Here is a 26748-nt window from a genome sequence, read left to right on the forward strand (position 1 = left end):
CGTCACAGCTCTCCCCGGGCTTTGCGCGCCACCAGCTCCAGCACCGCGATAACCGTGCCGGCACCGACGATCTCACCCCGGGACACCATCTCGTACGCCTCTTCGAGCGGAATCCAGGCGACCTGCTCGGCCTCGTTCACGTCCGTGGGTGTGCCGATGTGCTCGGCGTGCCGAGCCAGGAAGAGAAGGTTCTCGGCGTCGGCAGTGCCGACCCACGGTTGGAAGGACAGCAGCGGCTCTACCGCCTGGGGCCGCCAGCCGGTTTCCTCCTCGACCTCCCGTACCGCACACTGCGCCGGCTGCTCCTGGTCATCGACGTAGCCGCCGGGCAGCTCCCACACCCACCGGTCGAACACGAACCGGTGCCGCCGCATCAGCAGCAGGCGCTCCCGGTCGTCGAGTACGGCGACCATGGCTGACCGGGGAGCCCGGATCACGTACTGCTCGAAGCGAATCCCATCGGGCAACTCCACCTCGGCGATGCTCAGCCGCGCCCGGCGGGTGTCGTCCACGACCCGCTCGCCGTGGATGGTCCACCGGGTCAACTCCGTCGCCTGCTCCTCCACCACCCCGCCAGTATCCGCGCCGAACCCTCACCGCGCGATGGAACCGAGGGCGACGTCGACTATCCCCATAGAGATCACCGCTTCCCTGAAGGTCGAGACGACTGCCAGGATCAGAAGCGGCAGCACCGGGCGGGCTTTACACTCCGCTCAATCCAGCGCCGTCTCAGTAAGGGCCCCGCGCTGCCAAGGTCAACGCTTTTCCGCTCCAAGCTGTCTCACTGTCGGCTATAAGACAGGCTTTCAAACTTAGCCTGACAGCCCTCCCGGCCTTCGGACGTCCACAAGCGCAGGTCATTGCCGGTTGCAATCTACAAAGATGAGCGCAGAGCTTGGAAACCTCTCGGCTAGGCAACTTGCCGATGCTTCCAACTCTCGTGGGCTTGGTGTAGGTATGGGAGATGGACCTAGAAGCTGCGCAGGTCGCATCGGCGGTCGTGCCGTACATCGTCTCCGCCGTCCAGGCCTACGGGACGCAAACACTAGCGAAGATTCGCGACGCTGCCATAGGTGAGGCATCGGACGCATCAGTTGACTGGGGGCGCAGGCTGCTGGCGCGGCTTGTAGGAAAGGGTGGGGTTCAACCGGCCATCGAGGCTGCTATTCGTGATTTGGAAGTAACTCCAGAAAGCGAAGACGCGACCGCAGCTTTGCGATTCCAAATTCGGAATGAGCTAGCCAATGACCCTGCTTTGCTGGCTGATCTATCGGAGATAGTAACGCGTGCCATGCGCTCCTCGAATTCGGGTTCGTCTACCAATTTCAATGTCACCCAGCATGCTACAAGCTTCGGAAGCTCAAAGCAGGCCGTACTGGGGTCCGGCGTGCAGAATGTTACGTTTGATCAGCATGGATGCTAGCCACAACGCGCTGGCGCCGCTGAGGGATATCGAGCAAACCACTTTGACCCTCGGTCACGGTCAATCTGCATCTCTTGGGCACGGCATACAGCATGTCTATTACGGCATTCACCCGCAGTTGTCAACCCTCCCGCCGGTACACACCACCATCTCGCCCCCGCTCGGTCGAATTTCCAAGGAGCGGCCGCTGCGAGGCCGCTACGACTTGATTACCGGCATTCAAGGAGGGTCGGAAGGCCGAGTCGCAGGAGTACATGTTATCTGCGGGCTCGCGGGTAGCGGAAAAACAAGCGTCGCGCTAGAAATTGCATCGCGGTCCGTTCAAGCAGGCATTCAGACTTGGTGGATCGCGGGCAACAGCGGCAGCACCCTGGCTATGGGGATGAGAACATTGGCCAGCAGCGTTGGTGTAACCGAGATCGAGTTGGCCCACAGTGATCCAGCCGATGCGCTGTGGCGACGGCTAGGTCAACTGGATCAACCTTGGCTACTTATCATTGATAATGTTGACGATCCCTCAGTGCTTGACGGTGGAGGTAGCAACTTCACCGACGGTACGGGGTGGGTGCGTCCGATCGTCGGGCCCAGCGGCGGCGTCCTGATTACGACCAGAATGGCGACGCCCTCGGCCTGGGGTTCGTGGTGTTCGCTACATCCGACAATGATGTTAAGCGCAGACGACGGTGCGAGGATGTTGTTCGACTACGTACCTTCGTCTGCTGGAAGCATTCACGACGCTAGGTCACTTTCGGCGCGCCTTGGCGGCCTCCCTCTAGCAATTAGACTTGCTGGCCTCTACCTAGCCGAAACAAGCGGCATTCCATGGCCAGATCCCGACTCTATTGCGACGATGGCCGAGTATCAGAAGGCAATGGACGAGGGCCTAATCCCGGACAACGAAAGTCGAGATACCTTCGCCCGCGCATGGTCCTTGTCGCTGCAACTGCTAGACAATCGAGGTTTTCGATTCGCGCGGCAGACGCTCTACCTGTTGTCACTGTTTGCTGAAACGCTCTTTCCGTTCCGGGTGCTGCTTGATCCACCAACCCTCGCTATCCAGTTGCCGTTCGAGGGAATTAACAGTGCATCCCTATGGAGGACGATCAACGCCCTAGCGGATCTCGGCATGGTCGATATGGTGCGATTTGACGGAAGTCGGGAACTACCCGAGCATCTCCGAATTCACCCCGTCGTTCGGGATATTACGCGCATCGGCGATCCGCCGATTGCAAATGCGGCCTCATACCTTGAGGCGGCGGCTCGCCTCGTACGTCGAGTGGTTGAGGATGCCAATATCGGGGAAGCTGACGATGTTAAGAGCTGGAAAACATGGGGGGATCTCACGCCGCATGTCATGCTGCTCACCCGCTCTGTAGAGTCTGCCGACGCGACGGCAGGATCTGTCCAAGAACTCGTCCCGGCATGGTGCGCTTTTTCGGACTACCTGATGGCCCGAGGGATGCAGGCCGATGCGGAAGAACTGGCGCGCAAATCAACAAGAGCGACTGAAAAACTACTAGGTAGCCAGGATTCGGTGGTACTGCATCGCCGCTTCCACTTAGCCATAGTATTGGCCGGCCGGTCCAAATATCAAGAAGCTGAAGGTGTCTTCGCCGCAGTCGTCCGCGACTATGGGCGGGTGTTCGGCACTGACTCGCTCCGATTCTTGGACGCCCGACATAGATATGCCGACTTCCTGAGGGAAAGGGGTGAATACCCTAAAGCTGAACGCATTCTACGAATGGTTCTCGCGACTGAGAGTAGCCTTCGCGGTGAGATGCACGAGAGCACTTTGCAAACGAAGTTCTGTTTAGCCAAAATTTTGGGAGATAAGGGCGAATTTCCGGCCGCACTTGAATGCTTCAGGGAGGTTTTGGATGCTCGCATCGAGGTGCTCGGACCAAATCATGACCATACGCTACATACGCGCCATAATTTCGCTCACATATTATCAGACATGGGTGAATTGAGTGAGGCGGAGAAGCTGCATCGTCGCATTATTGATGACTACGTCTCCAAGTATGGGCCCGATTCCCCAGCGGTTTTCGCCAGCAGGCATTGCCTATCACACCTACTTACCAGCCAAGGTGAGCTAGTCGAGGCTATGAATCAGGCAACGATCGCCTTCGAAGGACGCCGCAAAATTTATGGCGAAACTCACCCGAGCACTCTCGAAATGCGTACCTGTATCGCGTCTGTTCTGACCAAGCAAGAAAAGTCGGATGCGGCAGAACGTGAGTTCCGGGCCGTCATAAAGCTGCTTGAAGAGACGCTCGGCCATGAGCATTATCAAACCTTGAGGGCACGTCACGAATTAGCTCATGCCATCTCCAATTCAGGGGACTCAATCGGGGCACAGTCCGCTCTCTCTCAGCTGTATGCGATAGAACGACGAGTTTTAGGTCCCAAGCACTCCGAAACTCGCGATACAAAGCTTTGCCTGGAAGCCGAGAAGCGGAAGGCCTCGGCGCTCCGCGGCTCGTTTCCCCTACATGGCGGTGGTAAATCCTCGGGTCGCAAGAAAGGCCGCAAGAAGTGAGCTGTCCATCCTCACTGGCTGCCGTTGACCCGTCCTGTTGGAAGGGACTCCGCCCAGCCTGCCACGTCAAGCGGACCCTCGCGGCCCGCACGGACGCTGGCGGGTCGGGGCGGTGGTGTGCTCGGCTTGCCGGGTCGATGGCAGGCGGGATGTCCCATGGCGACGACCCCGGACCGTGACCCATCGGCGGTGCTATGGCCATCCTAGAGCTTACCCTCGGCGGTGTGCTGCTCGGTGATGTCGGCCAGCCGCAACCGGTTCAGGCCATCGGCGGTGAAGCCCCGCGCTGGAGCAGGTCGTCGTGCACCGGTGGATCGACCTTGCCGTCCTTGCCGCGACGCTTGCGCCTGCCGGACGCGCTCCACCAGTTGTTCCCCGAGTAGATCCGCCACGCGGTTCAGCTGGCCATCGGGTGCCCGGCATTCGGTAGTCGCCCCGGTCAACCTAGGCCCTGACACAAGCAACCATCAGGAGTCAATGGCTGCCTCGTCTTCCGTGTGCGACCACAGGAGCACTACTTCAGGCAGTCCATGAAAACCCATCACTGCTCGGGCCAGTCGTCACTCAAAGAGGCGTGGTCTGGGATGGCAGCGTGACCTGATCCCTCACCGCGCGCTGCTACCCGCGCTGCGAGGTTGCCGTCCTGCTCTGCTTCAGCCTGTCCAAGGTCAATATGAAGAATCGCCACCGGGGGGCTGCGCTCTACAAGGACGGCAAGGACGGCAAGTGCGGCCGTGTCTTGTCCGGCCGCACCCGCGCCAACGGCGAAGGCTCGATCTTCCCGTACCGCAACGGCTTCGCCGCGTACGCTGGGTCACCAAGCCCGACGGGAAGCGGACCCGCAAGTACGTCTACGGCCCGACCCGGGAGGTCGTCCACGACAAGTGGATCAAGCTGCACCAGCAGGCCAAGGCCGGGCCGGTCGCCACCCGCGTGCCGACCCTCGGCGACTACCTGACCTACTGGCACCGGGAGGTCGTGCGCCCCAACCTCGCGCCGCTGACCTGCGCTACCTACGAGACGATCCTCCGGCTGTACGTGATCCCCGGCCTCGGCGGGAAGCGGCTCGACCGGCTCCAGGTGCGCGACGTGCAGACCTGGATCAACGAGGCGGCCCGCGACTGCCAGTGCTGCGCCCAGGGCAAGGACGCCCGCCGCCCGGAACTCAGGCGGCGCTGCTGTGCGCTCGGCCGTTGCTGCGGTGACGTGCCGTCCGCCCGCACCGTCAAGGACGTCCGGGGTGTGCTGCGCTCGGCGCTCAACCATGCCGCCACCGAGGAACTGGTCACCCGCAACGCCGCCGCCCTGGTCAAGCTCCCACCGGTCCGTCGCCGTCGGGGCCGGGTGTGGACCAGCGACGAGGCGCGTCGCTTCCTGGAGTCCGCGCGGGCCGACCGCGATCCGCTCTACGCCGCGTACGTGCTGATCCTGGTGCTCGGGCTGCGCAAGGGTGAGGTGCTCGGCCTCACCGGGGACGCCGTGGACCTGGCGGCGGGGGAGCTGTCGATCGGCTGGCAGTTGCAGCGGGTCGGCGGCCAACTGCTGCACCGGGAGACCAAGACGCAGACCTCGGACGCCACCCTCCCTCTGCCCGACATCTGCGCGGCGGCACTCGACCTCCGCCAGCAGGCGAGGAAGGCCGACCGCGACCAGGCGGGCATCGCCTGGCAGGGCTCGCCGCTGCTGTTCACCACCCGCTACGGAACCCCCATCGAGCCGCGCAACTTCAACCGCTCCTGGGACGCCCGCTGTGCCCGTGCCGGAGTTCGGAAGATCACCGTGCACGACGCCCGGCGTACCTGCGCGACCCTGCTCGTCGACCTGGACGTGCACCCGCGCGTCATCATGCAGGTGCTCCGGCACGCCGAGGTGTCGGTGACGATGGAGATCTATTCGCAGGCGTCCTCGGACGCCACCCGCGACGCCCTCAAGCGGCTGGGGGAGAGTTTGCGCTGACCGCTGCTGTACTTCACTGCTGTACAGAAGCACCAGAGGGCACATCCATGGATCGGATGTGCCCTCTGACCTCTGTCGGGGTGGCCGGATTCGAACCGACGACCTCTTCGTCCCGAACGCCAGGACGGTGCATCGTGGCCTGTCGTCCGCTGTCATCCTGTGCCGCTGAGCACGACTGTGGTACCAACCACCGACAGGCGCTACCGGCCGCCCCTACCGGATTTGCTGCCTCCTCGCTGCTTCCGCCTCGCAGCGGGCAAGACTGCCGCCAGCCAGCGACGGCGAAGGCGCTGATCCGACCGAGTTGTTGCGCCCCTTAGATCTCGGATGCCCAACTCGTCACGCACCCGCGACACAAACTCCTTACCTAGCCCAGAAATGTGTTTCCTCACCTCGGGGAACGATTCTCCATCGCCGTGGTTTCGGACCTTCCTCGTCGCCGCAAAGAGAGCATTGCGCAACTCGCCCGCAGCGCGCACAACTGGACTGGAAGCTACGATAAGTATTTCTTGATACCGGAATACGAGCTTCTGTTGCAACGTGTCGATTTGTTGCAGATTTTCCGGCCGATCCCAGGCCACTCGTAAGACTTGAAGGTATTCGAAAGCGATAGCAAGGAACTCTGCGTATGCCTGACGGCGATCATTGTGCCAGCGCCGCTCATCTTCACGCTCTGACCGGGCCTTCTCAATGCGCATCGCCACCGCCTGCGCCAAAACTACACCAATAAGGGTAAAGGCACCTGCGAGAATGGCAGTTCCCCACCATGGACCGTTAGCCATGACGCAAGGCTAGTCTCTCATCTCAAACAACTACGCCTCGGGCTTAGGAGGATCCTGCTGACTAGCCAGTTGGTGAGCTGTGCATCAGAACGGAACCTCTACCAAGCACCGAAGGTCCTCTGCCATCCCGTCTGCCGCCGACCCACACACCGTGGAGCAGGTCAGGGCCAGGGTGACAAGGTGGAGCGCCCTACCGGACGAACGACCTTGTCACCCTGGCCCTGATCTGCTCGGCTCTGCCTGGGTCGGTGGCTGGCGGGATGGCATCCCACCCCCACCACCCACCCACCGCAACGTTCGGCAACTCCATCCCGGAGTCGTCTGGCCCCCGCCGGAGGCACAGCCCTAACCCCAACCCCGCCACCACCCACCGCCCCCTTCCCCACCCTCACCCCTTTCCCACCTCGGACCCGTGAGCAGCCCGACGGATTCCGTTCGGCAACTTCGTCCCGACCGGCCGTCGACCGGTCCGAGGTGAGACGTCACGTGGTGGAAGACCACCGGGCGGATCGGGGTTGTCGTCCTGGTCCCGGTCGTCTCCGGGACTCGTCACCGGTTCCCTTCACGGAACCAGTGGGTGACGCGCGGGGCGGGCGTGGGCTTCGGGCCGGCTGACTTTCCGCCCCGCCGCCGCAGGCGAGCGGGGCGGCGGCTCCGCAGGAGCCGGTTACCGCGCCCGGCCCGCGCCGCGCGGAGCGCGCTTGATCTAGTACAGGCCAATTCGGCAACAGATCACCGTAAGCTCCGAGCCAACCTGGACGGGTACGACGACACCAACCACCCGGCGTCTCCCATCCGCAGCAACCTTGCAGCCTTGCTGCCGGCGAGGGTTGTGTCTGTCGTCGAGGGGCACCCGTGCTGTTGCCGGTGGGTCGCTGCCTTCATCTCCACCAACTCATGACAGCTGAGAACCTTGTCGCCTCGCCGGCTACTCTTCCCCACCTGCCTTACCCGGCGGCAACGACTCTCGCCATGAGTCGAGCAACTGGCGTACGCCTGGCCAGTCTTCCACCGTGACGCTGTAGAAGATTGAGTGGCGAATGTGGCCGTCGAGCAGAATGCGGTGGTTGCGGAAGACACCTTCGCGGGTTGCGCCGATTCGTTCGATCGCTCGTTGAGAGCGGAGGTTGCGAGAGTCCGTCTTGAAGACGACTCGAATCGCACCCGCCGTCTCGAAAGCGTGGCGCATGAGTAGATACGACGCCTCACGTGCAGCGCCTGTGCGCCAGTGGCTCGGCGTTACCCATGCCCACCCGATCTCCACGCCTCGGTGCCGGGGCTGAATGTCGATAAAGCTGATGCTTCCGATGGCGTTTCCGTGGAGACGTTCAGTAATTACGTACGGTACTCGCACACCCTGGCGCTGCTCCTCGATGGCCTCTTCCACCAGGTCTGAGACTGCCTGCATGGTGTCCGGTGTGGGCTCGTCGAGGTAGCGCCAGATTTCCGCGTGCTTTGCAGCTTCCGCAAGCGCAGCGGCTGAGTCCTCGGTCAGGGGCTCCAGTCGGATGAGCTTTCCGGTGAGGGTGGGTTGTCCAAGCTCCATCGGCTCGTTCATTCGCCCGAAACCTCGTATACCAAGATGTGCTTATCGCCGGCTAGAAGCTGGTCGAACGCCTCAATCGGCGTGTCCTCGCTGTCGTATGCGATGCGGACCGCACGCACGACGCAAACCCCGGGGTCGAGACGTAATGTCGTGGCCTCCTCCGGCGTCGGCATACGGAAACTCAACTCGTCGATATAGTACGAGATCGGTTTTCCGTGCACCCGTTCGAGCACCGTCAAGACGCCTTCCTCAACGGGTGCTGCCTCGGCAATAGCGGTGTCCTTTACCAGTTCGTTGACGTAGTAGCTGTCGCCAAGCTGATACGGATCATCATCGACAAGCATCACCCGACGGCGTGCCAGCACTGGCGTTCCCTCCGCGATGCGTAGCCACCGTGCCACCTCGGCTGAGGCGGGTTCCGGGGCGACGCTGAGGATGTTCTGACGCCCGATCCGACCCTGCCGGGCAATCTCGCTGTTGAAGGTCGCCGCATGGTTCTCGGCTCGACGTGCCCGTCGATCTTGGTCCATCGCCATGACGCGAATGGGCCGGGCCTTGCGCACGTACGTGCCCTGCCCCTGCCCAGACCCGATCAAGCCCTGCGACTTCAAGGCGGACAGGGCTAGGCGGACGGTGGTCCGGGAGGCGTTGAAGCGGTCCGCAAGCTCGCGCTCCGGGGGCAGCCGTTCGCCGGGCGAGAACTCACCACGGCTGATCGCGTCACGCAGTGTCGTGGCAAGAACGACGTGACGCGGTTCCGGCTCCCGCCCCAGGTCATTCGACGTTCGCTCCGAACTCATGGCGTCCACTCTACGACTTGGTACGGACCAAGTGTTGACGGGGCGCTCTCGTTGTGATTCCTTGGTAGATACCAAGTGGGCGACCCAAGGTTTGGGTCCGGACAACAAAGGCCCCGACGGGCTGGCACCCGTCGAGGCCGGTGCACCGCTTCACCTGTCGAAGGGACGAGAACGATGCTGGTCAAGCCTATCTCTGCTCCTCCTGTCACGCCTGCTGGCACCTCGCTGTCCGCGACGGATCGGGACTTCCTCCGACTCGTGTCCGGCCCTGACGCTGGCCTGGCGGTCGATGGCCCGTTCTGGCGAGCGACGGTTGGTGACCTGGTGACCATGGACGAGTTCGCCGTTGCGCTGGCCGCGTCCAGCATGCCGACGAAGAAGACGCCGTCCGACCCGCGTCAGGTGTGGGCCTTCTTCGTAGAAGGGCTGACCCGGCTTGGCCTGTCAGAGGTTCGTCTTCGTGCTCACGCGCAACGCCGGCTGAACTTGCGGCTGATCAACGAAGCGGATACCGGTGGTGCCCCCGCGTGGTACCGGCAGGGGGTGCGGGAGCTGTGGGGTAGTGACCGCCGGTTCTTGCGCTGTACGGAGATGGCGTTCTTCTTCTTGGTCGATAGCCGGGGCCACGCATGACCGCTCCGGCCCTGCCCGGCCTCGCCCCCGACACCCCCACCCCCGTACCCGCCGACACCCCGCCCACCCCCGGCACCCGTGCCGCCCGGATGGCGCTGCCGATGTCGCGTCAGGTCCTCAAAGAGATGGCCGCCGAGTACGGCGTCTGCCTGCACCCGGTCACCCTGCGCCGCACCGACCTGCACACCGGCCACACCGAAGTCATCGACCTGCCCTGCGGCTCCACCCGCGACGACAAGTGCCCACCCTGCGCCCAACGCGCCCTACGGCTGCGCCGTACCCAGATCCGGGAAGGCTGGCACCGCACCGACGAACCCGCCCCCGCACCCACACCCGCCACCGACGCCCAACGCGAACTGATCCTGCTGCGGGCGCACCTGGAGTTCGCCCGCGACGACGCCTCCCGTGCCGCCCAGCACGACCAGGTCGCCGACGTCGACGACGCCATCCGTGAGGTAGAGGAAGCCATCGCCGCCGAAGGACTCCGCGGCCACATCGCCCCCACCCACGAACCCGACGACGAAGACGACACCGGTCCCCGCCGCAAGCGCTCCACCCGCCGCCGCCAGGACGCACCCGACCTGCCTCGCAAGAAGGTCGAGCCGCGCACCGTCGGCCGCGTCTACACCGCCCCGGACGGCACCGAGCACCGGCCGTCGATGTGGCTGACCCTCACCCTCGACAGCTACGGCCGCGTCCTACCCGACGGCACCCCCGTCGACCCGGACACCTACGACTACCGACGGGCCGCCTGGGACGCCGTGCACTTCCCCCGACTCCTCGACCGGTTCTGGCAAAACCTCCGCCGCTGCGCCGGCTGGAACATCCAATACGCCGGCTGCGTCGAACCCCAACGCCGACTCGCCCCACACGCACACTTCGCCATCCGAGGCACCATCCCCCGCGCCATGCTCAAGCAGGTAGCCGCCGCCACCTACCACCAGGTGTGGTGGCCCCCCGCCGACAAACCCGTGTACACCCTCGACCGGCTACCCGTCTGGGACAACGACCACAACGCCTGGGTCGACCCCGACACCCGACAGCCGCTGCCGTCCTGGACCGACGCCCTGGACCAGGTCGACGCCGACCCCGACGCCCAACCGGCACACGTCGCCCGCTTCGGTGTACAGGTCCGCGCCGAAGGCGTCACCCCCGGCACCGTCCACGCCAACCGCACGATCGGCTACATCACGAAGTACATCACCAAGTCCGCCGCCGACTGCCACACCGCGACGACCGACCGGCAGCGGCAGCACCACGACCGGCTCTGGCAGCAACTACGGGTCACCCCCTGCAACGAACGCTGCGCGAACTGGCTGATCTACGGCATCCAGCCGAAGAAAGCCCACGGCAGGCTGCAAGCGGGACGCTGCAAAGGCAAAGTCCACCAACGCGCCACCCTCGGCATCGGCGGGCGCCGCATCCTCGTCTCCCGCGACTGGTCCGGCAAGACCCTCGCCGACCACCGCGCCGACGCCCGCGCCTGGGTCCGCAACCTCCTCGGCGTCACCATCCCCGCCGACACCGCCCCGACCACCGGACCCGACGACCCACCCGCCTACGCCTGGGAACTCGCCCGACCCGACGACCCCGACATCCCACCCCTCCAACACCGACTCCTCAAAGCCCTATCCCAACGCGCCCAATGGAAAGCCGCACTCAACGCCGCAAGAGCCGGAACAACCGCCGGCGACAACCAACGCCCGAACGTCACCCCTTGATCGAAGGAAACTCATGGACAGCAACGTCACTCGCCTCGACTCGCGTTCCCGTCCCGCCACCACTGAGCCTGAGACGCCGGGCCGTGTTCTTCGCCTCGGAGACGCCCGCGTCGTCTATTCCGTCCGCGAGGTCGCCCGTCTGCTCTCCCTCTCCCTGGGTAGCACTTACGCCCTGGTTCGCGAGGGGGAGATACCCGCCCGAAAGCTCGGTGGACGCTGGGTCATCCCCAAGAAGCGATTTCACGCCTGGCTTGACTCGTGCGTCGAGCCGGCTGAGGAACCGAGGGGATGGGCCTGATGGGCTTCGTGCGCAAGACCCCGGTCGGCCGCCACCGCGCGTGCTGGCGTGACCCGGCTGGTCGGCAGCGGTCGAAGACGTTTCGGACTAAGCGGGAGGCCAACGCCTTCCTGGCGGAGGTTGAGTCCGCGCTCAACCGTGGGACCTATGTCGCGCCTGACGCGGGTCGACTTCGCTTCGCTGAGTACGGAACCCGCTGGCTCAGCAACCGAAACGACGAGAAGGCTACCGCTGCTCGGGATTCCTCGATCATGCGTAATCACGTGCTGCCCAAGTGGGGACCGGTGCCGTTGGCGAAGATCGAGCACTCAGCCGTTCAGGAGTGGGTGACCAGTCTGGGGCAACGGCTGTCGCCAGCCACCGTCCGCGAGTGCTATCGCCTCACCTCCGGGGTCCTGCGTTCGGCGGTCCGCGATCGGCTCATCGGCTTCAACCCCTGCGACGGTGTCCGGCTGCCCCCGCGTAGGCGGACCGATACTGAGGAACTGGTGATCTCGCGTTCGGAGTTGTTCGGCAAGTTGCTGCCTGTCGTCCCGGACCGCTATCGAGCCCTGGTCGCCCTCGCCGCTGGCACCGGTCTTCGATGGGGAGAATGCGTGGGGCTCCGTTGGGACGTCGTCGACCTGGCGGTGGGTGAGCTTCGGGTGGTGCGAGTGGCGGAAGAGATTTCGGGGCACGTCACGTTGAAGCCGTACCCGAAGTCACGCGCTGGCCGGCGCACCGTGCCTTTGCCGCCGTTCGTGGTTCAGGCGCTGACCGAGCATCGGCAGGCATTCGAGACGGGCACCGAGGATCTGATCTTCGTCGCGCGTACCGGTGAACCGCTCAAGCGTGGCACGTTTCGGGCGCGGGTATGGAAGCCGTCACTACAGCGCGCCGGTCTGCCGTTCGGGCTGCGGTTTCACGACCTGCGGCACTCGTATGCGACGTGGCTCGTCTCCGACGGGGTGCCCATCAACGACGTTGCCAAGGTCATGGGGCACGAGCAGACGTCGACCACCCTGGACCGCTACACGCACTCAACACGTGACCGCGATCGCAGGGTGCTCGCTTCGTTCGCTGCCTTCTCGCTGCCTCCGGGAGGGCAGTGAGCCCCAGGAATGAATCAAGGCCCCTCCGTGGAGGGGCCTTGACCTGCTCTTACCTCTGGTCGGGGTGGCCGGATTCGAACCGACGACCTCTTCGTCCCGAACGAAGCGCGCTACCAAGCTGCGCCACACCCCGAGGCGTGCGGTGAAATAGTAGCCCACCCGCTCCGCCGATCAAACTCGGTACCCCCCCGGCTCCGGCCGCTCGGGGCCGGGGGTGTCTCTGATGGCGCTCCGTCGCCCGGTTCCGCCCTGCTGCCGACCGGGTCACCCCACCGGCTCCATGATCAGATTGCGATTTCGCGCAGTGTTGACGGCGTGTCGTCTGCATTTCGGCAATCTGATCATGGAGTGGGCGAGAAGGCGTAGCAGGGCAGGAGGCGGTGGGGGCAGCAGAGCGGGGTCAGCGGGGGGTGAGGGTGAGGATGCTGGCCTCGGGTGGGCAGGCGAAGCGGACCGGGGCGGTGGGGTGGGTGCCGAGGCCCGCCGAGACGTGCAGCCAGGAGTCGGAGCCGGGCCACCTGTGCAGGCCCTTCGCCATCGACCGAGGCAGCCCGCAGTTGGTCACCAGCGCGCCGTAGCCGGGTACGCAGACCTGACCGCCGTGGGTGTGCCCGGCCAGCAGCAGGCCGAAGCCGTCGGCGGCCATCTGGTCGAGCAGCGCCGGTTCCGGGGCGTGGGCGAGCGCGATGGACAGGTCGGCGGCGGGGGTGACCGGGCCGGCGACGGCCGGGTAGTCGTCCTGCCCGATGTGCGGGTCGTCCACGCCGACCAGCTCGACGAGGCGGCCACCGGCCTTGAGTGAGGTACGCGCGTTGTTGAGGTCCGCCCAGCCGGCCCCGGTGAGGACGTCACGCAGTTCCTCGTACGGCAGGGCGGCGCCCTCGGTGTACTCCCGGCCGGGCAGGAAGTAGGTGAACGGGTTCTTCCAGACCGGCCCGGTGTAGTCGTTGGAGCCGAAGACGAACGCGCCCGGGTAGTCGAGCAGCGGTTGCAGGGCGCGCAGCACCCCGGGCACCGCGTCGGGGTGGGCCATGTTGTCCCCGGTGACCACCACCAGGTCCGGGTCGAGGGCGGCGAGCGACGCCACCCACTGCTGCTTGCGCCGCTGGTCGGGCATCATGTGCAGGTCCGACAGGTGCAGCACGCGCAGTGGCTCGGCGTCGGCCGGCAGCACCGGCACGTCGTACCGGCGCAGGGTGAACATGTTGCGTTCGACGAGGGACGCGTACGCCAGGGTGGCCGCCCCGGCGGCGACGGTCCCGGCGGCGAGGCCGAATAGTGTGCGCTTTCGCATGCCGACCAGGGTAGTTTGACCGTCCATGAGCACGCTGAAGGACCGCCTGACCGCAGACATGCGCGCCGCCCTCAAGGCGCGCGACGAGCTGACCACCTCCACGTTGCGGATGGCGCTGGCCGCCGTCGGCAACGCCGAGGTCGCCGGCAAGGCCAAGCGCGAGCTCTCCGACGACGAGGTGCTCGCGGTGCTGACCAAGGAGGCGAAGAAGCGCCGGGAGGCGGCTGCCGCGTTCGCCGACGCCGGCCGTGCCGAGCAGGCCGACAAGGAGACCGCCGAGGGTGCGGTGCTCGACCGCTACCTGCCCAAGCAGCTCTCGGAGCAGGAGCTGACGGAGCTGGTGTCGGGGGCGTTGGCCGCGGGCGGCTTCACCGAGAAGTCCCAGATGGGCCCGGCGATGAAGGTGGCCCAGGCCGCGGTGGCCGGCCGGGCCGAGGGTGGCCGCGTCGCCGCCGAGGTACGCCGACAGCTCGGCCTCTGACCCACCGTCACGCCGGTCGGTCCGCTTCGCCGGTACGCCGGACACGCAACGGGCGGGCACCCCGTGTGGGGTGCCCGCCCGTCGTCGTCGGTACGGGTCAGTTGTTGCCTGGTGGTGGGCCGCCCGGCCCGCCGGGCCCGCCGGGCGTGTTGCCGCCCTGGTTCGGGGTGCTGCCGCCGCCACTGCTCACCTCGATGGTGACCACGCCGCCCTTGATGGTGCGGCCGTTGGGGCTGGTGCCGGCGACGGTGCCGGCCGGGCACTCCGAGGCGATCTTGTTGTCGGAGACGACGACGGAGAAGCCGGCCTCCTTGAGCTTGCCCCGGGCTCCGTCCACCGACTGGCACTTCACGTTCGGGATGGAACGCTGGTCACCGTTGATGATCTTGCCGTTGGGTGGGGTGAACTCGACGCCGGGCTTGCCCTTCATGGCGTCCCGCAGCGTCTCGTAGACCGCCGGGTTGATGCCGGTGGCCGTGTCGTGGCCCATCTGCTGGTTGGTCTGCGCCCAGTCCGGGTCGGCCATGATGCCGGCCACCGCGAACTGCTTGGTCATCGCCACCAGCGAGGAGGTCTTCTCGCTGTCGGTGGTGCCGGACTTGCCGGCCACCGGCTTGCCGACGATGCCCCGGACGTTGCGGGCGGTCGCCCCGGAGCACTTGGAGACCGACGACCGGTCACCGACCGGGCAGCGGGCCGCGTCCACGGCGGCCCGGGCCACCTCGGTCGAGATCCGCTGCTCACAACGCGGGTTGGCGACGTCGAGCTTGTTGCCCTCCGGGTCCTTGATCTGCTGCACCGGGATCGGCTCGCAGTACTTCCCGTCGGCCGCCAGGGTGGCGTAGGCGTTGGCCAACTCCAGCGGGGTGGTCTGGGAGACACCCAGGGTGAACGCGCCCCACTGGTTGGCGCCGCCCTCCTTGGTGGCCCGGCGGGCGTCGTCGCTGCTGCGGAAGGTGATGCCGAGCTTCTGCGCCGCCTTGATCACGTTCTCCGCGCCGACCTGCTGCTCCAGCGGGACGAAGTAGGTGTTGACCGAGCTGCCGAAGGCGGTCCACATGTTGTGCACGCCGGCCATGCTCGCCGAGGCGTTCTTGGGGCAGTAGAAGTGCGTCCCCGGGCAGGCGGCGGGCGAGTTCTGCTCGACGATGTACTCCGACTTGAAGACCGGCGGCGAGTTGATCTGGTAGGCGAGCGGGATGCCCTTCTCCAGCGCGGCCACCATGGTGAACATCTTGAACGTCGAGCCGGCCTGGTAGCCGGTGATGCCCTGGCCGCCGCTGAGCAGCGGGTTCACCGTGTTGGGGTAGTTGCCCCGGATCTTCTTCTTGGCCTTCTTGGGGTCGCTGGAGAGCTTGTTCTGCGGCTTCTTCGGATCATCGATCTTGAAGTTCCGGTTGACCGACAGCGCGCGCACCCGACCGGTGCCCGGCTCGATCGCGGCGACCATCCGGGCGGCCTTGCTGTTCACCCCGAGGTTGCGGCGGACGGCCCGGTCGGCACCGTTCTGCGCCTGCACGTCGAGCGTGGTGGTGATGGTGTAGCCACCGCTCTTGAGCCGCCGCTCCCGGTCGTACGTGGTGGAGCCGAAGGTCTCCTGCGAAAGCCACCAGCGGTAGAAGTAGTCGCAGAAGAAGCCCCAGTCCTTCTGGTTGGTGGCGACGCAGCCGTTCGGGGTGCGCTTGTCCTTCACCACCAGCTTGGTCGCCTTGGCGGCGTCGGCCTCCTGCTGGGTGATGGCCTTCGTCTTGACCATGTTGTCGATGACGTAGTTACGCCGGTCGAGCGCGAGCGGGTAGCCGCTGCGGGTGGTCGGATCGTTGGTGGTCGGCGCCTTGACCATGCCGGCCAGCAGCGCCGCCTCCTCGATCTTGAGGTTCTTGGGGGACTTGCCGAAGTACACCTGGCTGGCGGCGAAGATGCCGTACGCGCCGTTGCCGAAGGAGGCGAGGTTCAGGTAGCGGGTGAGGATCTCGTCCTTCGAGAACTCCTTGTCGACCTGGAGGGCCAGCCGCATCTCGCGGATCTTGCGGGCGCTGGTGTCCTCGGTCGCGGCGACCACGTCGGCCGGGTGGGTGGCCGAGTAGGCGATGGCCAGCCGGACGTACTGCATGGTCAGGGTGGACGCACCCTGCTGCGAGTTGGTGCCGGACTGGTTGTTGACGAACGCCCGGGCCACGCCGTTGACGTCCACGCCGTTGTGCTTGTAGAAGTCGTGGTCCTCGGCGGCGATGATCGCCTTCTGCATGTACGGGGAGATGTCCGCGAGCTTGACGTCGCGCCGGTTCTCGTCGTACATGGTCGCCAGCGGGGTCTTGCCGTCGTTGGCGAGCAGGTAGCTGATCTGTGGCGCGCGGGCCACCGTCAGCTCCTTGGGCAGCGCGCCGAAGGTCTCGGCGCCGGCCTTGGCCGCCAGACCGGACATCGCCACCGCGGGGAAGGCCGCCGCCGCCACCACCACACCGGCCAGCAGGCCGCAGATCAGTAGCGATGCGGCGTTGGTGAAGACATTGTGGTCACGTTTCCGCATCCAGGTCACCTCGACAGGGTACGCGAGTAGGGAACGAGGGGCGCCGGGGCGTTCTTTCCCCATTTCCTGCGCGCGCCGACCTCGTTGTGCTAAACGCACGACCCCCGGTGCGAGGTTGCGGGTGACCGCGCCGAGTCTCCACCGATCGGTGGAGCCCGCGCAGCGTTTTCACGTACTCCGACGGGGTAAGCGGCGATCGAAGGCCCGGGAAGCCGGGACTGTCCGGAATGTTGGATTTCGCCGACAACGTTGCGTAATCATGCGACTACAGAGCATGATGGTGGCGGCGACCCGAGCCACACGTCGTCCGTGCCTCCTTGGGGAAGGAACGGGCCGGACGACCGGGGGGAACGACGGCTGGTCGCACGAGTCGGTTGGTACTGCAAGGGGGGACGTGTACAGATGGGGATGATCACTGACTGGCCGTCGCTGGCGGCGTGTCAGAACGGAGACCCGGACGCGTTGTTCGTACAGGGCGCCGAGCAGAACGTCGCGAAGCGGATCTGCCGCAGCTGCCCGGTGCGGTACGAGTGCCTGGCCGACGCGCTCGACAACCGCATCGAGTTCGGCGTGTGGGGTGGCATGACCGAACGGGAACGCCGCGCCCTGCTGCGCCGGCACCCGCAGGTGGCGAGCTGGCGCAAGATGTTCGAGGCGGCGATGAAGAAGAACGCCAAGGACCGCAGCGGCAAGGACAAGATCCTGGTCACCACCGCCGGCTGAGACCCGACCGTGGTCCGCCCGGACCACGGTCCGCCCGGCGCGGGCCCGGCCAGGTGGACCGGCCCGCAGGTCAGGGGTGGCTGATCGCCGCGCCGATCGTCCGCAGCCCGTCGACGTCGTGCACGTCGGCGGGCTGTGCCGTCACCGACACCGTCGGCACCGCCGGGAACGCCTCGGTGAACCGCCGGGCCACCTGCTGTTCGCGGGCCGCCTGCTGCGCCAGCGCGGCGTGCGCCCGCAACACGTCGACCGTGGCCTCGTGCCCGCCCAGGTCGGCCAGCCGGTCGGCCGCCGCCCGGCTGGCCGCCGCGTCCAGGGCCACCGCCGGCCGGTGCACCCGGTTGAGCACCAGCCCGGCCAGCGGCATCCGCTCCGCGCCCAACCGGCCGGCGAAGTAGGCCGCCTCCCGGACCGCGTCCGGCTCCGGCGTCGCCACCAGCAGGAACGCCGTCTCGCGGGCCTGCAGGATCCGGTACGTCTGCTCGGACCGCTGCCGGAAGCCGCCGAACATCGAGTCCAGCGCGGCGACGAAACCGGAGAGGTCGGTCAGCAACTGCGCCCCGAGCACCTTCTGCACCACCCGGGAGAACATCCCGAAGCTGGCGGTGACGAAACTGAACATGCTCCGCCCTCCGCTGCGGGCCGGGGCGAGCAGCAGCCGCAGCATCCGGCCGTCCAGGAAACGGGAGAGCCGGGCCGGGGCGTCGAGGAAGTCCAGCGCCGAACGGGACGGCGGGGTGTCCACCACGATCAGGTCCCACTCGCCCCGGGCATGCAACTGGCCGAGCTTCTCCATCGCCATGTACTCCTGGGTGCCGGCGAAGGTGGAGCTCATGGCCTGGTAGAACGGGTTGGCGAAGATCTCCGCCGCCTTCGCCGGGTCGGTGTGCTGGAGCACCACGTCGTCGAAGGTGCGCTTCATGTCCAGCATCATGGCGTGCAGCTCGCCGCCGCCGGCCTCCACGTCGATCCCCTTGACCCGGCGGGGGGTGTTGTCCAGCTCGGTCAGGCCGAGCGACTGGGCCAGCCGGCGGGCCGGGTCGATGGTGAGCACCACCGTGCGTCGGCCGTGCCGCTCGGCCGCCCGCAGCGCCAGCGCCGCCGCCGTGGTCGTCTTGCCCACTCCGCCGGCGCCACAGCAGACCACGATGCGCACGCCGGGGTCGGCGAGGATCTGGTCGACGTCCAGCACGGGCGCCGCGTCTTCGGAAGGCACCAATCGAGCGTATCGGGCCGGTGGGGTCCGTGCGCCAGGGCCGACGTGAGGTGCGCGTCAATCCGCCCGACGGAGGATCTCGGCGAACGCCGCCAGCCCGGCCGAATCCACCCCGTCGGGCAGCAGCGGCAGCTCGGTCACCGGTCGCCCCAGCTCCACCAGGTCGGTCCGCAGCGAATCCTCCAGCTCCCGGCGTACCTGCTGGTCCCGTGCCTCGCCGGCCAGGCCGGCCACGGTCGCCGGGTCGGTCGGCAGGCCGGCGGCGGCCAACCCCCGCTTCAGCTCCGCCCGGGTCACCTCCCGGCCGGTGGTCGACGGCGGGCGGGCCGCGTTGACGATCACCCGGCCCACCGGGAAACCGAGCTGGGTCAGCTCGGCGATCGCGTCCACCGTCTCCTGGACCGGCATCTCCTCCAGCAGCGTCACCACGTGCACCGCGGTCATCGGGGAGCGCAGCAACGCCGACACCCCGTCGCTCTGGGTCTTGATCGGGCCGACCTTCGCCAGCCGGGCGGTCTCGGCGGTGACGTTGAGGAACCGCCCGATCCGGCCGGTCGGCGGGGCGTCCAGCACCACCGCGTCGTACACCCGGCGTTGGCCGGCGGTGCGGGTGGTGGCCTCCTTGACCTTGCCGGTGAGCAGCACGTCCCGCAGACCCGGGGCGATGGTGGTGGCGAAGTCGATCGCGCCGAGCTTGCGCAGCGCCCGGCCGGCCGCGCCGAGCTTGTAGAACATGTCGAGGTACTCCAGCAACGCCTCCTCGGCGTCCACCGCGAGGGCGCGCACCTCGCCGCCGCCGGGGGCGTCGACGAGGTGCCGCTCGGCGTACGGCAGGGGATCGACCCCGAAGAGCTGGGCGATCCCCTGCCGGCCCTCCACCTCGACCAGCAGGGTGCGGCGGCCACCGGCGGCCAGGGCGAGCGCCAGCGCCGCCGCCACGCTCGTCTTTCCCGTGCCGCCCTTGCCGGTCACCACGTGCAGGCGGGACGGCCACCCGGTACCGGCCGGGTCGGCCGGCCGCTCTGCTGCTCGCACCGGTCGAGCCTATCCACCCCGCGCGGTCAGCCGACCTCGCAGACCCACCAACCCGTCTTCCGTACGACGGTGAACCGCAACGGCTGCTCGGCGATCTTCTCGTCGGCGGTGGTCATGGTCAGCGTGGTGGAGACGGTGGCCCGGTCGCCGTTCTGGCTGTCGACGGTCGGGCTGGACCAGCGGAACCGCGGGTTGATGTAGGTGGTGGCGTACTTCTGCACCTCGGCCACCTTGGCGTTGATCTTCTGCGGGTCGCGGGACTCCGCGCAGACGAAGTTGGCCGCCCTGCCGGCGTCGCGTTCCTGGTAGACGGCGGTGAGGAAGCCGTCCACCGCCACCGTCGGCTCCTTGGCCCCCTCACCGCCCTCGGCGTCGCGAAGGGTCAGGAAGGCGAGCGTCCCGCCGCCGCCGCAGAGCACCACGGCCGCCGCCAGCGCGAGCCAGGCGGCCAGCGGGCCGCGTCGCCGCGCCGGGGTCGCCGCCCGGTACCCGGGGTGACTGGTCGACGGCGGCGCGCCGACACCTGACGGGGAGAGGCCGGGAGCGGTCGTCCCGCCCGGGTCTGGTGGGTCGTGCCGTGGCGGTGGTCCGCCTGGCGATCCGCTCGCGCCACCGAACGGTGGATGGGTCATGTGGTCCCCCGGGGGATGGGGCGCCGTCGCCGCCCCTGGCGACGACGCGGGTACGGGCGCGGCGGGCGACCCCTGATCGCCCGTCCGAGGCGCAAGGGTAACGGTCGATGGGCGGCGCGTGGCGGACCGCTCACGACCTGCTGTGGATCGCGATCGTTTTCCGGACCAAGCGAGTGTCGCATATGTGACTTTGCGTAATCAACCGTGCGCGTCCCGTTGTCCCCGTGTCGGGCGGGGTCCTACGTTCGTCCGGGTGTGGGGGAGCGGATCGGGTCGGCACCCGGTCCGGACGGCGGTCATTCACGGTACGAGGCCGGAGGAAGGTACATGCGCGACGCGGAGAATATCGCCCGAGCCCACTTCTCAGCACCAGGAGACCGGGGGAGGCGGGGAGGTTCGGCCGGTGACGCGGACGCCCCCGGCACGGGGCTGCCGATGAACGAGCGCTCCTACCGGCGCTGCGCCGAACCGACCGAGGTGCTGCGGATGCTCGGCCGCCCCGGTGACCGTGGCCGGGACGACGAGGAGCCCGGCTACGTCATCCACCTGCCGATCCGGGTGGCCGACCTGGCGGCGGCGACCGCGCTGGCCGGCACCGTGGCCACCTCGCTGGGTTTCCTCGTCGAACTCGACGCCGGCGAGACCACCGTCTCCACCGCCGACGACCAGAACAACAGGCACCGGGTCTTCTGCGACCTGCTGCTGCCCGACCGGTCCCGCTGCCCCCAGCCGTACGACCACACCGGGCAGTGCGGCGAGCTGCCCACCGCCCCCGAGCAGCGTCCCGCGCCCCGGCCGTCACCCGGACCGTAGGCTGTCGACGACACAGTCCACGCCAGGCAAGGGAGCCTTCCACCGATGCAGAAGTGGGAATACGCCACGGTCCCGCTGCTGGTCCACGCGACCAAGCAGATCCTCGACAACTGGGGCGAGGACGGCTGGGAACTCGTCGCCGTGATCCCCGGCCCGAACCCGGACCAGCTGGTCGCGTACCTCAAGCGGCCCAAGGGCTGAAGGGACCGAGGATGAGCAACGGACCCCACGCCAAGCTGGCCGAGCTGGGCCTGGCCCTGCCCGAGGTGGTGCCGCCGGTGGCCAGCTACGTCCCGGCCGTGCAGTCCGGTCAGCACGTCTACGTCTCCGGTCAACTGCCCGTCGCCGAGGGGAAGCTGCTCGCCACCGGGCAGGTCGGCGCGGGTGTCTCGCCCGAGCAGGCCAAGGACCTCGCCGAGCGGTGCGCGCTGAACGCCCTCGCCGCCGTCGACTCGCTGGTCGGCCTGGAGAACATCGTCAAGATCGTGAAGCTGACCGGCTTCGTGGCCTCGGCACCGGGCTTCCACGGCCAGCCGACCGTGATCAACGGGGCCTCCGACCTGCTCGGCGCGGTCTTCGGGGAGGCCGGCCGGCACGCCCGTTCGGCCGTCGGGGTGGCCGAGCTACCGCTGGACGCCCCGGTCGAGATCGAGTTGATCGTCGAGGTGGCCTGACCGCACCGCCACTCCCCGCGAGGTGACCCGCCCGGTGGGTCGAAAGCCGTGAAGGGCCACAAACCTGTGGGCCGGTTCGGCAAGATCGCGGGGAGTGGCGTACAGGGTCGTACGATCGCAGCCATGACCGGGCATGTGACGGCACCGCCGGCCGCGCTGGCCGACCGGCTGCCGCAGTGGGTGACGTTGCTGCGCGCCCCCAACCCGGGGCCGATGACCCTGGAGGGCACCAACACCTGGCTGCTGCGCGCCCCCGACGCGCAACGGGCGATCGTCGTCGACCCCGGCCCGGCCGACGAGGGACACCTCGCCGCCGTGGTCGCGTCCGGGCCGGTCGGGCTCGTGCTGATCACCCACGGGCACCCCGACCACACCGAGGGTGCCCCCCGGCTGAGCGACCTGCTCGGTGGGGTCCCCGTGCTCGCCGTCGACCCGGCACACACCGTCGGCGGCAACCCGCTGACCGGGGCGGCCGGGCAGCTCGACGGGCACGGGTTGGGCATCGATCTGATCGCCACCCCCGGGCACACCGCCGACTCGGTCTGCCTACAGGTGTCGTACGGCACCGAGCGGGTGGTGCTGACCGGGGACACCATCCTCGGCCGGGGCACCACCGTCGTCGCCCACCCCGACGGCCACCTCGGCGACTACCTGGCCAGCCTGGAGCGGCTGTCGGCGTACCAGGGCATCCCGGCGCTGCCCGGCCACGGCCCGGCGCTCGCTGACTGCGGCGCGGCGGCCGACTTCTACCTCGCCCACCGCCGGGCCCGGCTCGACCAGGTCCGGGCCGCCGTCGACGCGGGCGCGCGCACCGCATCCGAGGTGGTCGCGACCGTCTACGCCGACGTGGACCGGTCGCTGTGGTGGGCCGCCGAATGGTCGGTCCGCGCCCAGCTGGAGTACCTGGGAGTGGAGCAGCCGTGACCTGCCCGGTGTGCGGCACGCTCGCCGTCCCGGGCGCGCGGTTCTGCCACAACTGCGGGGCGGCGCTGCCGGCCGCCGCCGGCCTGCCGACCGCCGAACGCCGGGTCGTCACCGTGCTCTTCGGCGACCTGTCCGAGTTCACCTCGTGGTCGGAGGACCTCGACCCGGAGCGGGTCGGCGCGGTCACCGACCGGGTGCTCGCCGCGCTCGCCGGCGCGGTCAAGACGTTCGGCGGGCACGTCGACAAGCTCACCGGCGACGGCATCATGGCGGTCTTCGGCGCGCCCGTGGCCCACGAGGACGACGCCGAACGGGCCGTCCGGGCCGCCCTGTCGATGCAGCGGGCGGTGCGTCGGGTGCTCGACGACGAACGCGGCGGCGGCGCACCGCTCGGCCTACGGGTCGGGCTGAACACCGGCGACGTGATCGCCGGCATCCAGGCCGCCATCGAGTACACGGTCATCGGGGACACGGTGAACACCGCCGCCCGGCTGGCCGACGCCGCCGCCGTCGGCGCGATCTACGCCGGGGCCCGCACCTCGTCGGCCACCCGGCACGTCGCCTCCTGGCGGGTGCTGCGTCCGCTGCGGCTCAAGGGCAAGCGCGAGCCGGTCGAGGCGTACGAGCTGCTGGGCCTGCTCGACGCCCCCGGCACCCGGTCCGGGCTCGGTGACGAGGCGCCCTTCGTGGGGCGGGAGACCGAGATCGGCCGGGTCGCCGGCCGGCTCGCCGAGGTGATCGACCGGGGCGAACCCCGGGTGCTGCTGATGACCGCCGAGGCGGGGATCGGCAAGTCCCGGTTCGCCGCCGAGGTGGAACGCCTCGCCGCCGGCTACGACGTCGGCGCGGGCCGGTACGCCGCGCACAGCGGGGCCCGGGTGCTGTCGGTGCGCTGTGCCGCCTTCGGTGAGCGACGTCGGCTGGCCCCGCTGGCCGACCTGGTCCGGGCCGCCGTCGGCCTGCCCAGTGACACCTCCACCGCGCTCACCCGGCCGGCCGTGGAGGAACGGCTGCGCCGGCTCGCCCAGCGGCTCGGCCGGCTGCGCCCCGACCCGCCACCGCTCGCCGGTGACCAGCTCCTGGCCCTGCTCGGGTACGCCGAACTGCCCGCCGGCAGCCCCGGCGACCAGGGCGGGTGGGGGGCCACCCCGCCGACCGCCGACGCCGAGGCGGTGCCGGTCGCGGTGGCCGGGCTGCTCAACGCCCTGGCCGCCGAGGCGCCGCTGGTGATCGTGGTCGACGACCTGCACGACGCCACCGGCGAGACGATCGCCGCCCTCGGCGCGACCCTGTCCCGGCTCACCGGCCCGGTCCTGGTGATGCTGCTGGGCCGCCCGGAGCTGGTCCGGACCGCCGGGGCGTTGACCTGGATCGCCGACGCCGAGGTGCAGCCGTTGCCGCCACTGCGCGGCGCGGACGCCTCCCGCCTGCTCACCAGCTATCTCAACGGCGGCAGGCTGCCCCAGGCCGACGCCGACCGGCTGCTCGCCACCGCCCAGGGCAACGCCTTCTACCTGGCCGAACTGGTCACCCTGCTGCGGGAACGGGGGGCGTTGACCGCCGGCCCCGACGGCGGCTGGCGGCTGGTGCCCGGGTCGCTGGGCAGCCGGCTGCTCTCCCGGGACCTCGCCGCCGTGCTCGCCGCCCGCATCGACGCGCTCCCGCCGGAGGCCCGGTCGGTGCTGCGGGACGCCGCCGTGGTCGGCGACGTGGTGCCCACCGGTGCGCTGGAGGCGCTGCGTGAGCAGCGGACCGGTCCGGCCGGCCGGCCGGGCGCGGTGGCCGCCGTCGAGCTGGAACGGGCCGTGGAGGAGTTGCTGCAACGCCGGATGCTGCACCGCACCCGCAGCGGCTTCGCGTTCGCCACCCCGCTGATGCGGGAGGCCGCCTACGCCGGGGTGAGCAAGGCCGAACTCGCCGAACGGCACGCCGCGCTGGCCCGCTGGGCGACCGGGGTCCCCGGCGCGACGGTCGCCCCGCCTGGCGGGTTCACCGACGCGGCCCGGGACGACTTCGTGGCCGAGCAGGTCGAGCGGGCCGCCGTCCTCGCCGACGCGGTGAAGCTCCGCCCGGACTCGCCGGCCCGGACGGTCGCCGGGCTCGGGGTGGCCGCGCTGGGCCGGGCCGCCCGCCGGGCGTTGCAGGACGGCGAGCCGGCGCTGGCCGTCGAGCACGCCGAACGCGCCGCCGAGCTGGCCCGCGAGGGGATGCCCCCGGCCGACCGGTTGGTGCACGCGCGGGCGTTGCTCCAGGTCGGCCGGGTCGGTGACGCGCTCGCCTTCGCCGAGAAGATCGCTGCCAACGCCGGTGACGACGCCGGCACCCGGGCCAGCGCCCTGCTGCTCGCCGGCCAGGCCCAGCAGACCCAGGGCGACCAGGCCCGCGCGACGGCCTGCTGGCAGGAGGCGTTGCAGGTGGCCACCGACGGGAAGGTGACCAACCTGCGGGCCTCGGCGATGCGCCGGCTCGGGATGGCCGACTTCGTCGCCGGCCGGCTCGGGCAGGCGAGCAGCCGGCTCGCCGCCTCCTACCAGATCAGCCTCGCCGCGAAGGACCTGCGCGGGCAGGCGTGGGCGTTGCAGAACCTGGCCTGGGTCACCACCACCCGGGGGGACTTCGCCGGCACCGACGCGGTGCTCGGCCGGGCCGCCCGGCTCTTCGCCGAGCTGAAGGACCCGTACGGGCGGGCCTGGTTGCGCGGCACCACCGCCTTCGCCCGGCTGCTGGCCGGCCGGCTGGGGGAGGCCTGCCGGCTGGCCGGGGTCTTCCTGCCGTTCGGGGAACGCGTCGGCGAGGCGTGGGCGGTGGGCACGCTGCGCGCGGTCGAGGCGTTCGCCGGGGCGGAGATGGGTGAGGTGGCCGAGGCCGACCGGTCGGCCCGCCGGGCGTACCGGGACTTCGCCGCCGTCTCCGACGACTGGGGGCGCGGGTTCGCCCTGGTGGTCCGGGGGGTGGTGGCGCGCGGGCTGGGCGAGCCGGAGCACGCGGCCGACCTGTTCACCGACGCCCTCGCGTACGCCGGGCGGACCTCGCATCCGCTGCTGACCGGGATGGCCGGCACGTTGCGCGGCTTCGTTGCGCTGGACATGGGCGACTGCGAGACCGCCGAGCGGGACGCCCGGGCGGTGCTGACCGCCGTGGAACCGCACAACCCGCAGGCCCCGGCGCAGGCCGCCCCCCGGGTGCTGCTGGCCACCGCCCGGCTCGCCGCCGGTGACCCGGCCACCGCGGTCGGGTTGCTCGCCCCGGTGGCGACGACCGCCGCGAAGACGCCGACGCTGCTGTTCTCCCGCCGGCAGACCCTCGCCCGGTACGCTTCCGCGCTGCTCGCCCACGGCCAGCCGGAGCAGGCGTTGGACTGGGCCCGACGGGCGGTCGCCGCCCCGGCGGAGGACGTCCGCAGCCAGGTGATCGGCGCCGGGGTGCTGGCCGAGGCGCTGGCGGCCTGCGGTCATCCGGCCGAGGCTTCGGCCAGCGCGCAGGAGGCGGTGCGGCTGGCGTACGCCACCGAGCAGCGCAGCGAACGGGCCAGCGCCGACGCCTTGGCGGCCCGGCTCGCTGACGGGGTCTGACCGGTCGGTCGGCGGGTGCCGGCGGGTCCGGCCGGGTGGTCCGGCGGGTCCTGATCGTCGGTGGA

General features: G+C 68.8%; 21 protein-coding genes, 1 tRNA gene and 1 pseudogene. 13 read left to right on the forward strand and 10 right to left on the reverse strand.

Features of this window, described 5'->3' with window-relative positions; all coding sequences use genetic code 11:
* Positions 1 to 2 precede the first annotated feature (2 nt).
* On the reverse strand, positions 3 to 569 hold the full coding sequence (locus JQN84_RS05710; RefSeq protein ID WP_204957404.1) for an NUDIX hydrolase: 567 nt from the start codon (positions 567 to 569) through the stop codon (positions 3 to 5).
* Between the two features lie 843 nt (positions 570 to 1412).
* Between JQN84_RS05710 and JQN84_RS05715 the strand changes: the two genes are divergently transcribed.
* A complete protein-coding gene (locus JQN84_RS05715) occupies positions 1413 to 3962 on the forward strand; it encodes a tetratricopeptide repeat protein (RefSeq protein ID WP_239485009.1) in 2550 nt (849 codons plus the stop codon).
* 739 nt (positions 3963 to 4701) lie between these two features.
* Positions 4702 to 5918, forward strand: a pseudogene (locus JQN84_RS05720) (tyrosine-type recombinase/integrase).
* Between the two features lie 200 nt (positions 5919 to 6118).
* Here JQN84_RS05720 and JQN84_RS05725 read toward each other — a convergent pair.
* The 3 genes from JQN84_RS05725 to JQN84_RS05735 form a co-directional block, all read right to left on the reverse strand.
* Positions 6119 to 6700: a hypothetical protein gene (locus tag JQN84_RS05725; RefSeq protein ID WP_204957406.1), complete on the reverse strand. Its 582-nt coding sequence runs from the start codon at positions 6698 to 6700 to the stop codon at positions 6119 to 6121.
* A gap of 928 nt (positions 6701 to 7628) precedes the next feature.
* The gene (locus JQN84_RS05730) at positions 7629 to 8258 is read right to left on the reverse strand and encodes a GNAT family N-acetyltransferase (RefSeq protein ID WP_239484948.1); all 630 of its coding nucleotides are present in this window, start codon (positions 8256 to 8258) and stop codon (positions 7629 to 7631) included.
* Positions 8255 to 9046: a GntR family transcriptional regulator gene (locus JQN84_RS05735; RefSeq protein WP_204957407.1), complete on the reverse strand. Its 792-nt coding sequence runs from the start codon at positions 9044 to 9046 to the stop codon at positions 8255 to 8257. The genes JQN84_RS05730 and JQN84_RS05735 overlap by 4 nt, the downstream gene beginning before the upstream one ends.
* Before the next feature lie 174 nt (positions 9047 to 9220).
* Here JQN84_RS05735 and JQN84_RS05740 point away from each other — a divergent pair, with 174 nt between their 5' ends.
* Genes JQN84_RS05740 through JQN84_RS05755 form a run of 4 tightly spaced genes read left to right on the forward strand, consistent with a single transcriptional unit; the run spans position 9221 to position 12789 of the window.
* Positions 9221 to 9679, forward strand: a complete 459-nt coding sequence (locus JQN84_RS05740; RefSeq protein ID WP_204957408.1) for a hypothetical protein — start codon at positions 9221 to 9223, stop codon at positions 9677 to 9679.
* Positions 9676 to 11400, forward strand: a complete 1725-nt coding sequence (locus JQN84_RS05745; protein WP_204957409.1) for a replication initiator — start codon at positions 9676 to 9678, stop codon at positions 11398 to 11400. The genes JQN84_RS05740 and JQN84_RS05745 overlap by 4 nt, the downstream gene beginning before the upstream one ends.
* 13 nt (positions 11401 to 11413) lie before the next feature.
* Positions 11414 to 11698, forward strand: a complete 285-nt coding sequence (locus tag JQN84_RS05750; RefSeq protein WP_204957410.1) for a helix-turn-helix domain-containing protein — start codon at positions 11414 to 11416, stop codon at positions 11696 to 11698.
* A complete protein-coding gene (locus tag JQN84_RS05755) occupies positions 11689 to 12789 on the forward strand; it encodes a tyrosine-type recombinase/integrase (RefSeq protein WP_239484949.1) in 1101 nt (366 codons plus the stop codon). The genes JQN84_RS05750 and JQN84_RS05755 overlap by 10 nt, the downstream gene beginning before the upstream one ends.
* Positions 12790 to 12845: 56 nt before the next feature.
* On the opposite strand, the gene JQN84_RS05760 is transcribed toward JQN84_RS05755, so the two are convergent.
* Together JQN84_RS05760 and JQN84_RS05765 are read right to left on the reverse strand one after the other, a co-directional pair.
* Positions 12846 to 12922, reverse strand: a tRNA-Pro gene (locus tag JQN84_RS05760).
* Positions 12923 to 13189: 267 nt separating this feature from the next.
* The gene (locus JQN84_RS05765; protein WP_204957411.1) at positions 13190 to 14083 is read right to left on the reverse strand and encodes a metallophosphoesterase; all 894 of its coding nucleotides are present in this window, start codon (positions 14081 to 14083) and stop codon (positions 13190 to 13192) included.
* 25 nt (positions 14084 to 14108) lie between these two features.
* Here JQN84_RS05765 and JQN84_RS05770 point away from each other — a divergent pair, with 25 nt between their 5' ends.
* Positions 14109 to 14564, forward strand: coding sequence for a GatB/YqeY domain-containing protein (locus JQN84_RS05770; RefSeq protein ID WP_204957412.1), 456 nt, complete (start codon positions 14109 to 14111; stop codon positions 14562 to 14564).
* 97 nt (positions 14565 to 14661) lie between these two features.
* Here JQN84_RS05770 and JQN84_RS05775 read toward each other — a convergent pair whose 3' ends face one another.
* Complete coding sequence (locus tag JQN84_RS05775) at positions 14662 to 17094, reverse strand: penicillin-binding protein (protein ID WP_204957413.1); 2433 nt, start codon at positions 17092 to 17094, stop codon at positions 14662 to 14664.
* A 402-nt stretch (positions 17095 to 17496) separates the two neighbouring features.
* Here JQN84_RS05775 and JQN84_RS05780 point away from each other — a divergent pair, with 402 nt between their 5' ends.
* Positions 17497 to 17817 (forward strand): WhiB family transcriptional regulator, encoded by a 321-nt coding sequence (locus JQN84_RS05780; RefSeq protein WP_145922143.1) that lies wholly within the window; start codon positions 17497 to 17499, stop codon positions 17815 to 17817.
* 70 nt (positions 17818 to 17887) lie between these two features.
* Here the strand turns inward: JQN84_RS05780 and bagB are convergent, their stop codons facing one another.
* Genes bagB through JQN84_RS05795 form a run of 3 tightly spaced genes read right to left on the reverse strand, consistent with a single transcriptional unit; the run spans position 17888 to position 20700 of the window.
* On the reverse strand, positions 17888 to 19036 hold the full coding sequence (bagB, locus tag JQN84_RS05785) for an ArsA family ATPase (RefSeq protein WP_204957414.1): 1149 nt from the start codon (positions 19034 to 19036) through the stop codon (positions 17888 to 17890).
* Between the two features lie 54 nt (positions 19037 to 19090).
* Positions 19091 to 20068 (reverse strand): ATPase BagA, encoded by a 978-nt coding sequence (gene bagA / locus JQN84_RS05790; RefSeq protein WP_204957415.1) that lies wholly within the window; start codon positions 20066 to 20068, stop codon positions 19091 to 19093.
* A gap of 26 nt (positions 20069 to 20094) precedes the next feature.
* Positions 20095 to 20700: an Rv0361 family membrane protein gene (locus tag JQN84_RS05795; RefSeq protein WP_204957416.1), complete on the reverse strand. Its 606-nt coding sequence runs from the start codon at positions 20698 to 20700 to the stop codon at positions 20095 to 20097.
* Between the two features lie 327 nt (positions 20701 to 21027).
* Here JQN84_RS05795 and JQN84_RS05800 point away from each other — a divergent pair, with 327 nt between their 5' ends.
* The 5 genes from JQN84_RS05800 to JQN84_RS05820 all read left to right on the forward strand — a co-directional run bounded on the left by JQN84_RS05800 (position 21028) and on the right by JQN84_RS05820 (position 26683).
* Positions 21028 to 21513: a hypothetical protein gene (locus tag JQN84_RS05800; RefSeq protein ID WP_204957417.1), complete on the forward strand. Its 486-nt coding sequence runs from the start codon at positions 21028 to 21030 to the stop codon at positions 21511 to 21513.
* A 45-nt stretch (positions 21514 to 21558) separates the two neighbouring features.
* Entirely contained in the window at positions 21559 to 21714 is a 156-nt protein-coding gene (gene sp36 / locus JQN84_RS05805; RefSeq protein WP_088643831.1) for a Sp36 family protein, read from the forward strand.
* Between the two features lie 11 nt (positions 21715 to 21725).
* Positions 21726 to 22187, forward strand: coding sequence for a RidA family protein (locus tag JQN84_RS05810; protein WP_204957418.1), 462 nt, complete (start codon positions 21726 to 21728; stop codon positions 22185 to 22187).
* A 123-nt stretch (positions 22188 to 22310) separates the two neighbouring features.
* Positions 22311 to 23111 carry an MBL fold metallo-hydrolase gene (locus tag JQN84_RS05815; protein ID WP_204957419.1) on the forward strand — a complete coding sequence of 267 codons (801 nt, stop codon included), beginning with the start codon at positions 22311 to 22313 and terminating at the stop codon, positions 23109 to 23111.
* Positions 23108 to 26683 carry an adenylate/guanylate cyclase domain-containing protein gene (locus tag JQN84_RS05820; RefSeq protein ID WP_204957420.1) on the forward strand — a complete coding sequence of 1192 codons (3576 nt, stop codon included), beginning with the start codon at positions 23108 to 23110 and terminating at the stop codon, positions 26681 to 26683. The genes JQN84_RS05815 and JQN84_RS05820 overlap by 4 nt, the downstream gene beginning before the upstream one ends.
* Positions 26684 to 26748: the final 65 nt, after the last annotated feature.

This window comes from Micromonospora humidisoli (assembly GCF_016900955.1).
Taxonomy (GTDB): Bacteria; Actinomycetota; Actinomycetes; order Mycobacteriales; family Micromonosporaceae; genus Micromonospora; species Micromonospora wenchangensis.

Bases quoted from the DNA above. Each gene is read 5' to 3' on its own strand.
- JQN84_RS05795 (WP_204957416.1), bottom strand. From the start codon at position 20,700: ATGACCCATCCACCGTTCGGTGGCGCGAGCGGATCGCCAGGCGGACCA.
- JQN84_RS05755 (WP_239484949.1), top strand. From the start codon at position 11,689: ATGGGCCTGATGGGCTTCGTGCGCAAGACCCCGGTCGGCCGCCACCGC.
- JQN84_RS05750 (WP_204957410.1), top strand. From the start codon at position 11,414: ATGGACAGCAACGTCACTCGCCTCGACTCGCGTTCCCGTCCCGCCACC.
- JQN84_RS05775 (WP_204957413.1), bottom strand. From the start codon at position 17,094: ATGCGGAAACGTGACCACAATGTCTTCACCAACGCCGCATCGCTACTG.
- sp36 (WP_088643831.1), top strand. From the start codon at position 21,559: ATGCAGAAGTGGGAATACGCCACGGTCCCGCTGCTGGTCCACGCGACC.
- JQN84_RS05810 (WP_204957418.1), top strand. From the start codon at position 21,726: ATGAGCAACGGACCCCACGCCAAGCTGGCCGAGCTGGGCCTGGCCCTG.
- JQN84_RS05800 (WP_204957417.1), top strand. From the start codon at position 21,028: ATGCGCGACGCGGAGAATATCGCCCGAGCCCACTTCTCAGCACCAGGA.
- JQN84_RS05730 (WP_239484948.1), bottom strand. From the start codon at position 8,258: ATGAACGAGCCGATGGAGCTTGGACAACCCACCCTCACCGGAAAGCTC.
- JQN84_RS05780 (WP_145922143.1), top strand. From the start codon at position 17,497: ATGGGGATGATCACTGACTGGCCGTCGCTGGCGGCGTGTCAGAACGGA.
- JQN84_RS05715 (WP_239485009.1), top strand. From the start codon at position 1,413: ATGGATGCTAGCCACAACGCGCTGGCGCCGCTGAGGGATATCGAGCAA.
- JQN84_RS05735 (WP_204957407.1), bottom strand. From the start codon at position 9,046: ATGAGTTCGGAGCGAACGTCGAATGACCTGGGGCGGGAGCCGGAACCG.
- JQN84_RS05765 (WP_204957411.1), bottom strand. From the start codon at position 14,083: ATGCGAAAGCGCACACTATTCGGCCTCGCCGCCGGGACCGTCGCCGCC.
- JQN84_RS05725 (WP_204957406.1), bottom strand. From the start codon at position 6,700: ATGGCTAACGGTCCATGGTGGGGAACTGCCATTCTCGCAGGTGCCTTT.
- JQN84_RS05815 (WP_204957419.1), top strand. From the start codon at position 22,311: ATGACCGGGCATGTGACGGCACCGCCGGCCGCGCTGGCCGACCGGCTG.
- JQN84_RS05745 (WP_204957409.1), top strand. From the start codon at position 9,676: ATGACCGCTCCGGCCCTGCCCGGCCTCGCCCCCGACACCCCCACCCCC.
- JQN84_RS05770 (WP_204957412.1), top strand. From the start codon at position 14,109: ATGAGCACGCTGAAGGACCGCCTGACCGCAGACATGCGCGCCGCCCTC.
- JQN84_RS05740 (WP_204957408.1), top strand. From the start codon at position 9,221: ATGCTGGTCAAGCCTATCTCTGCTCCTCCTGTCACGCCTGCTGGCACC.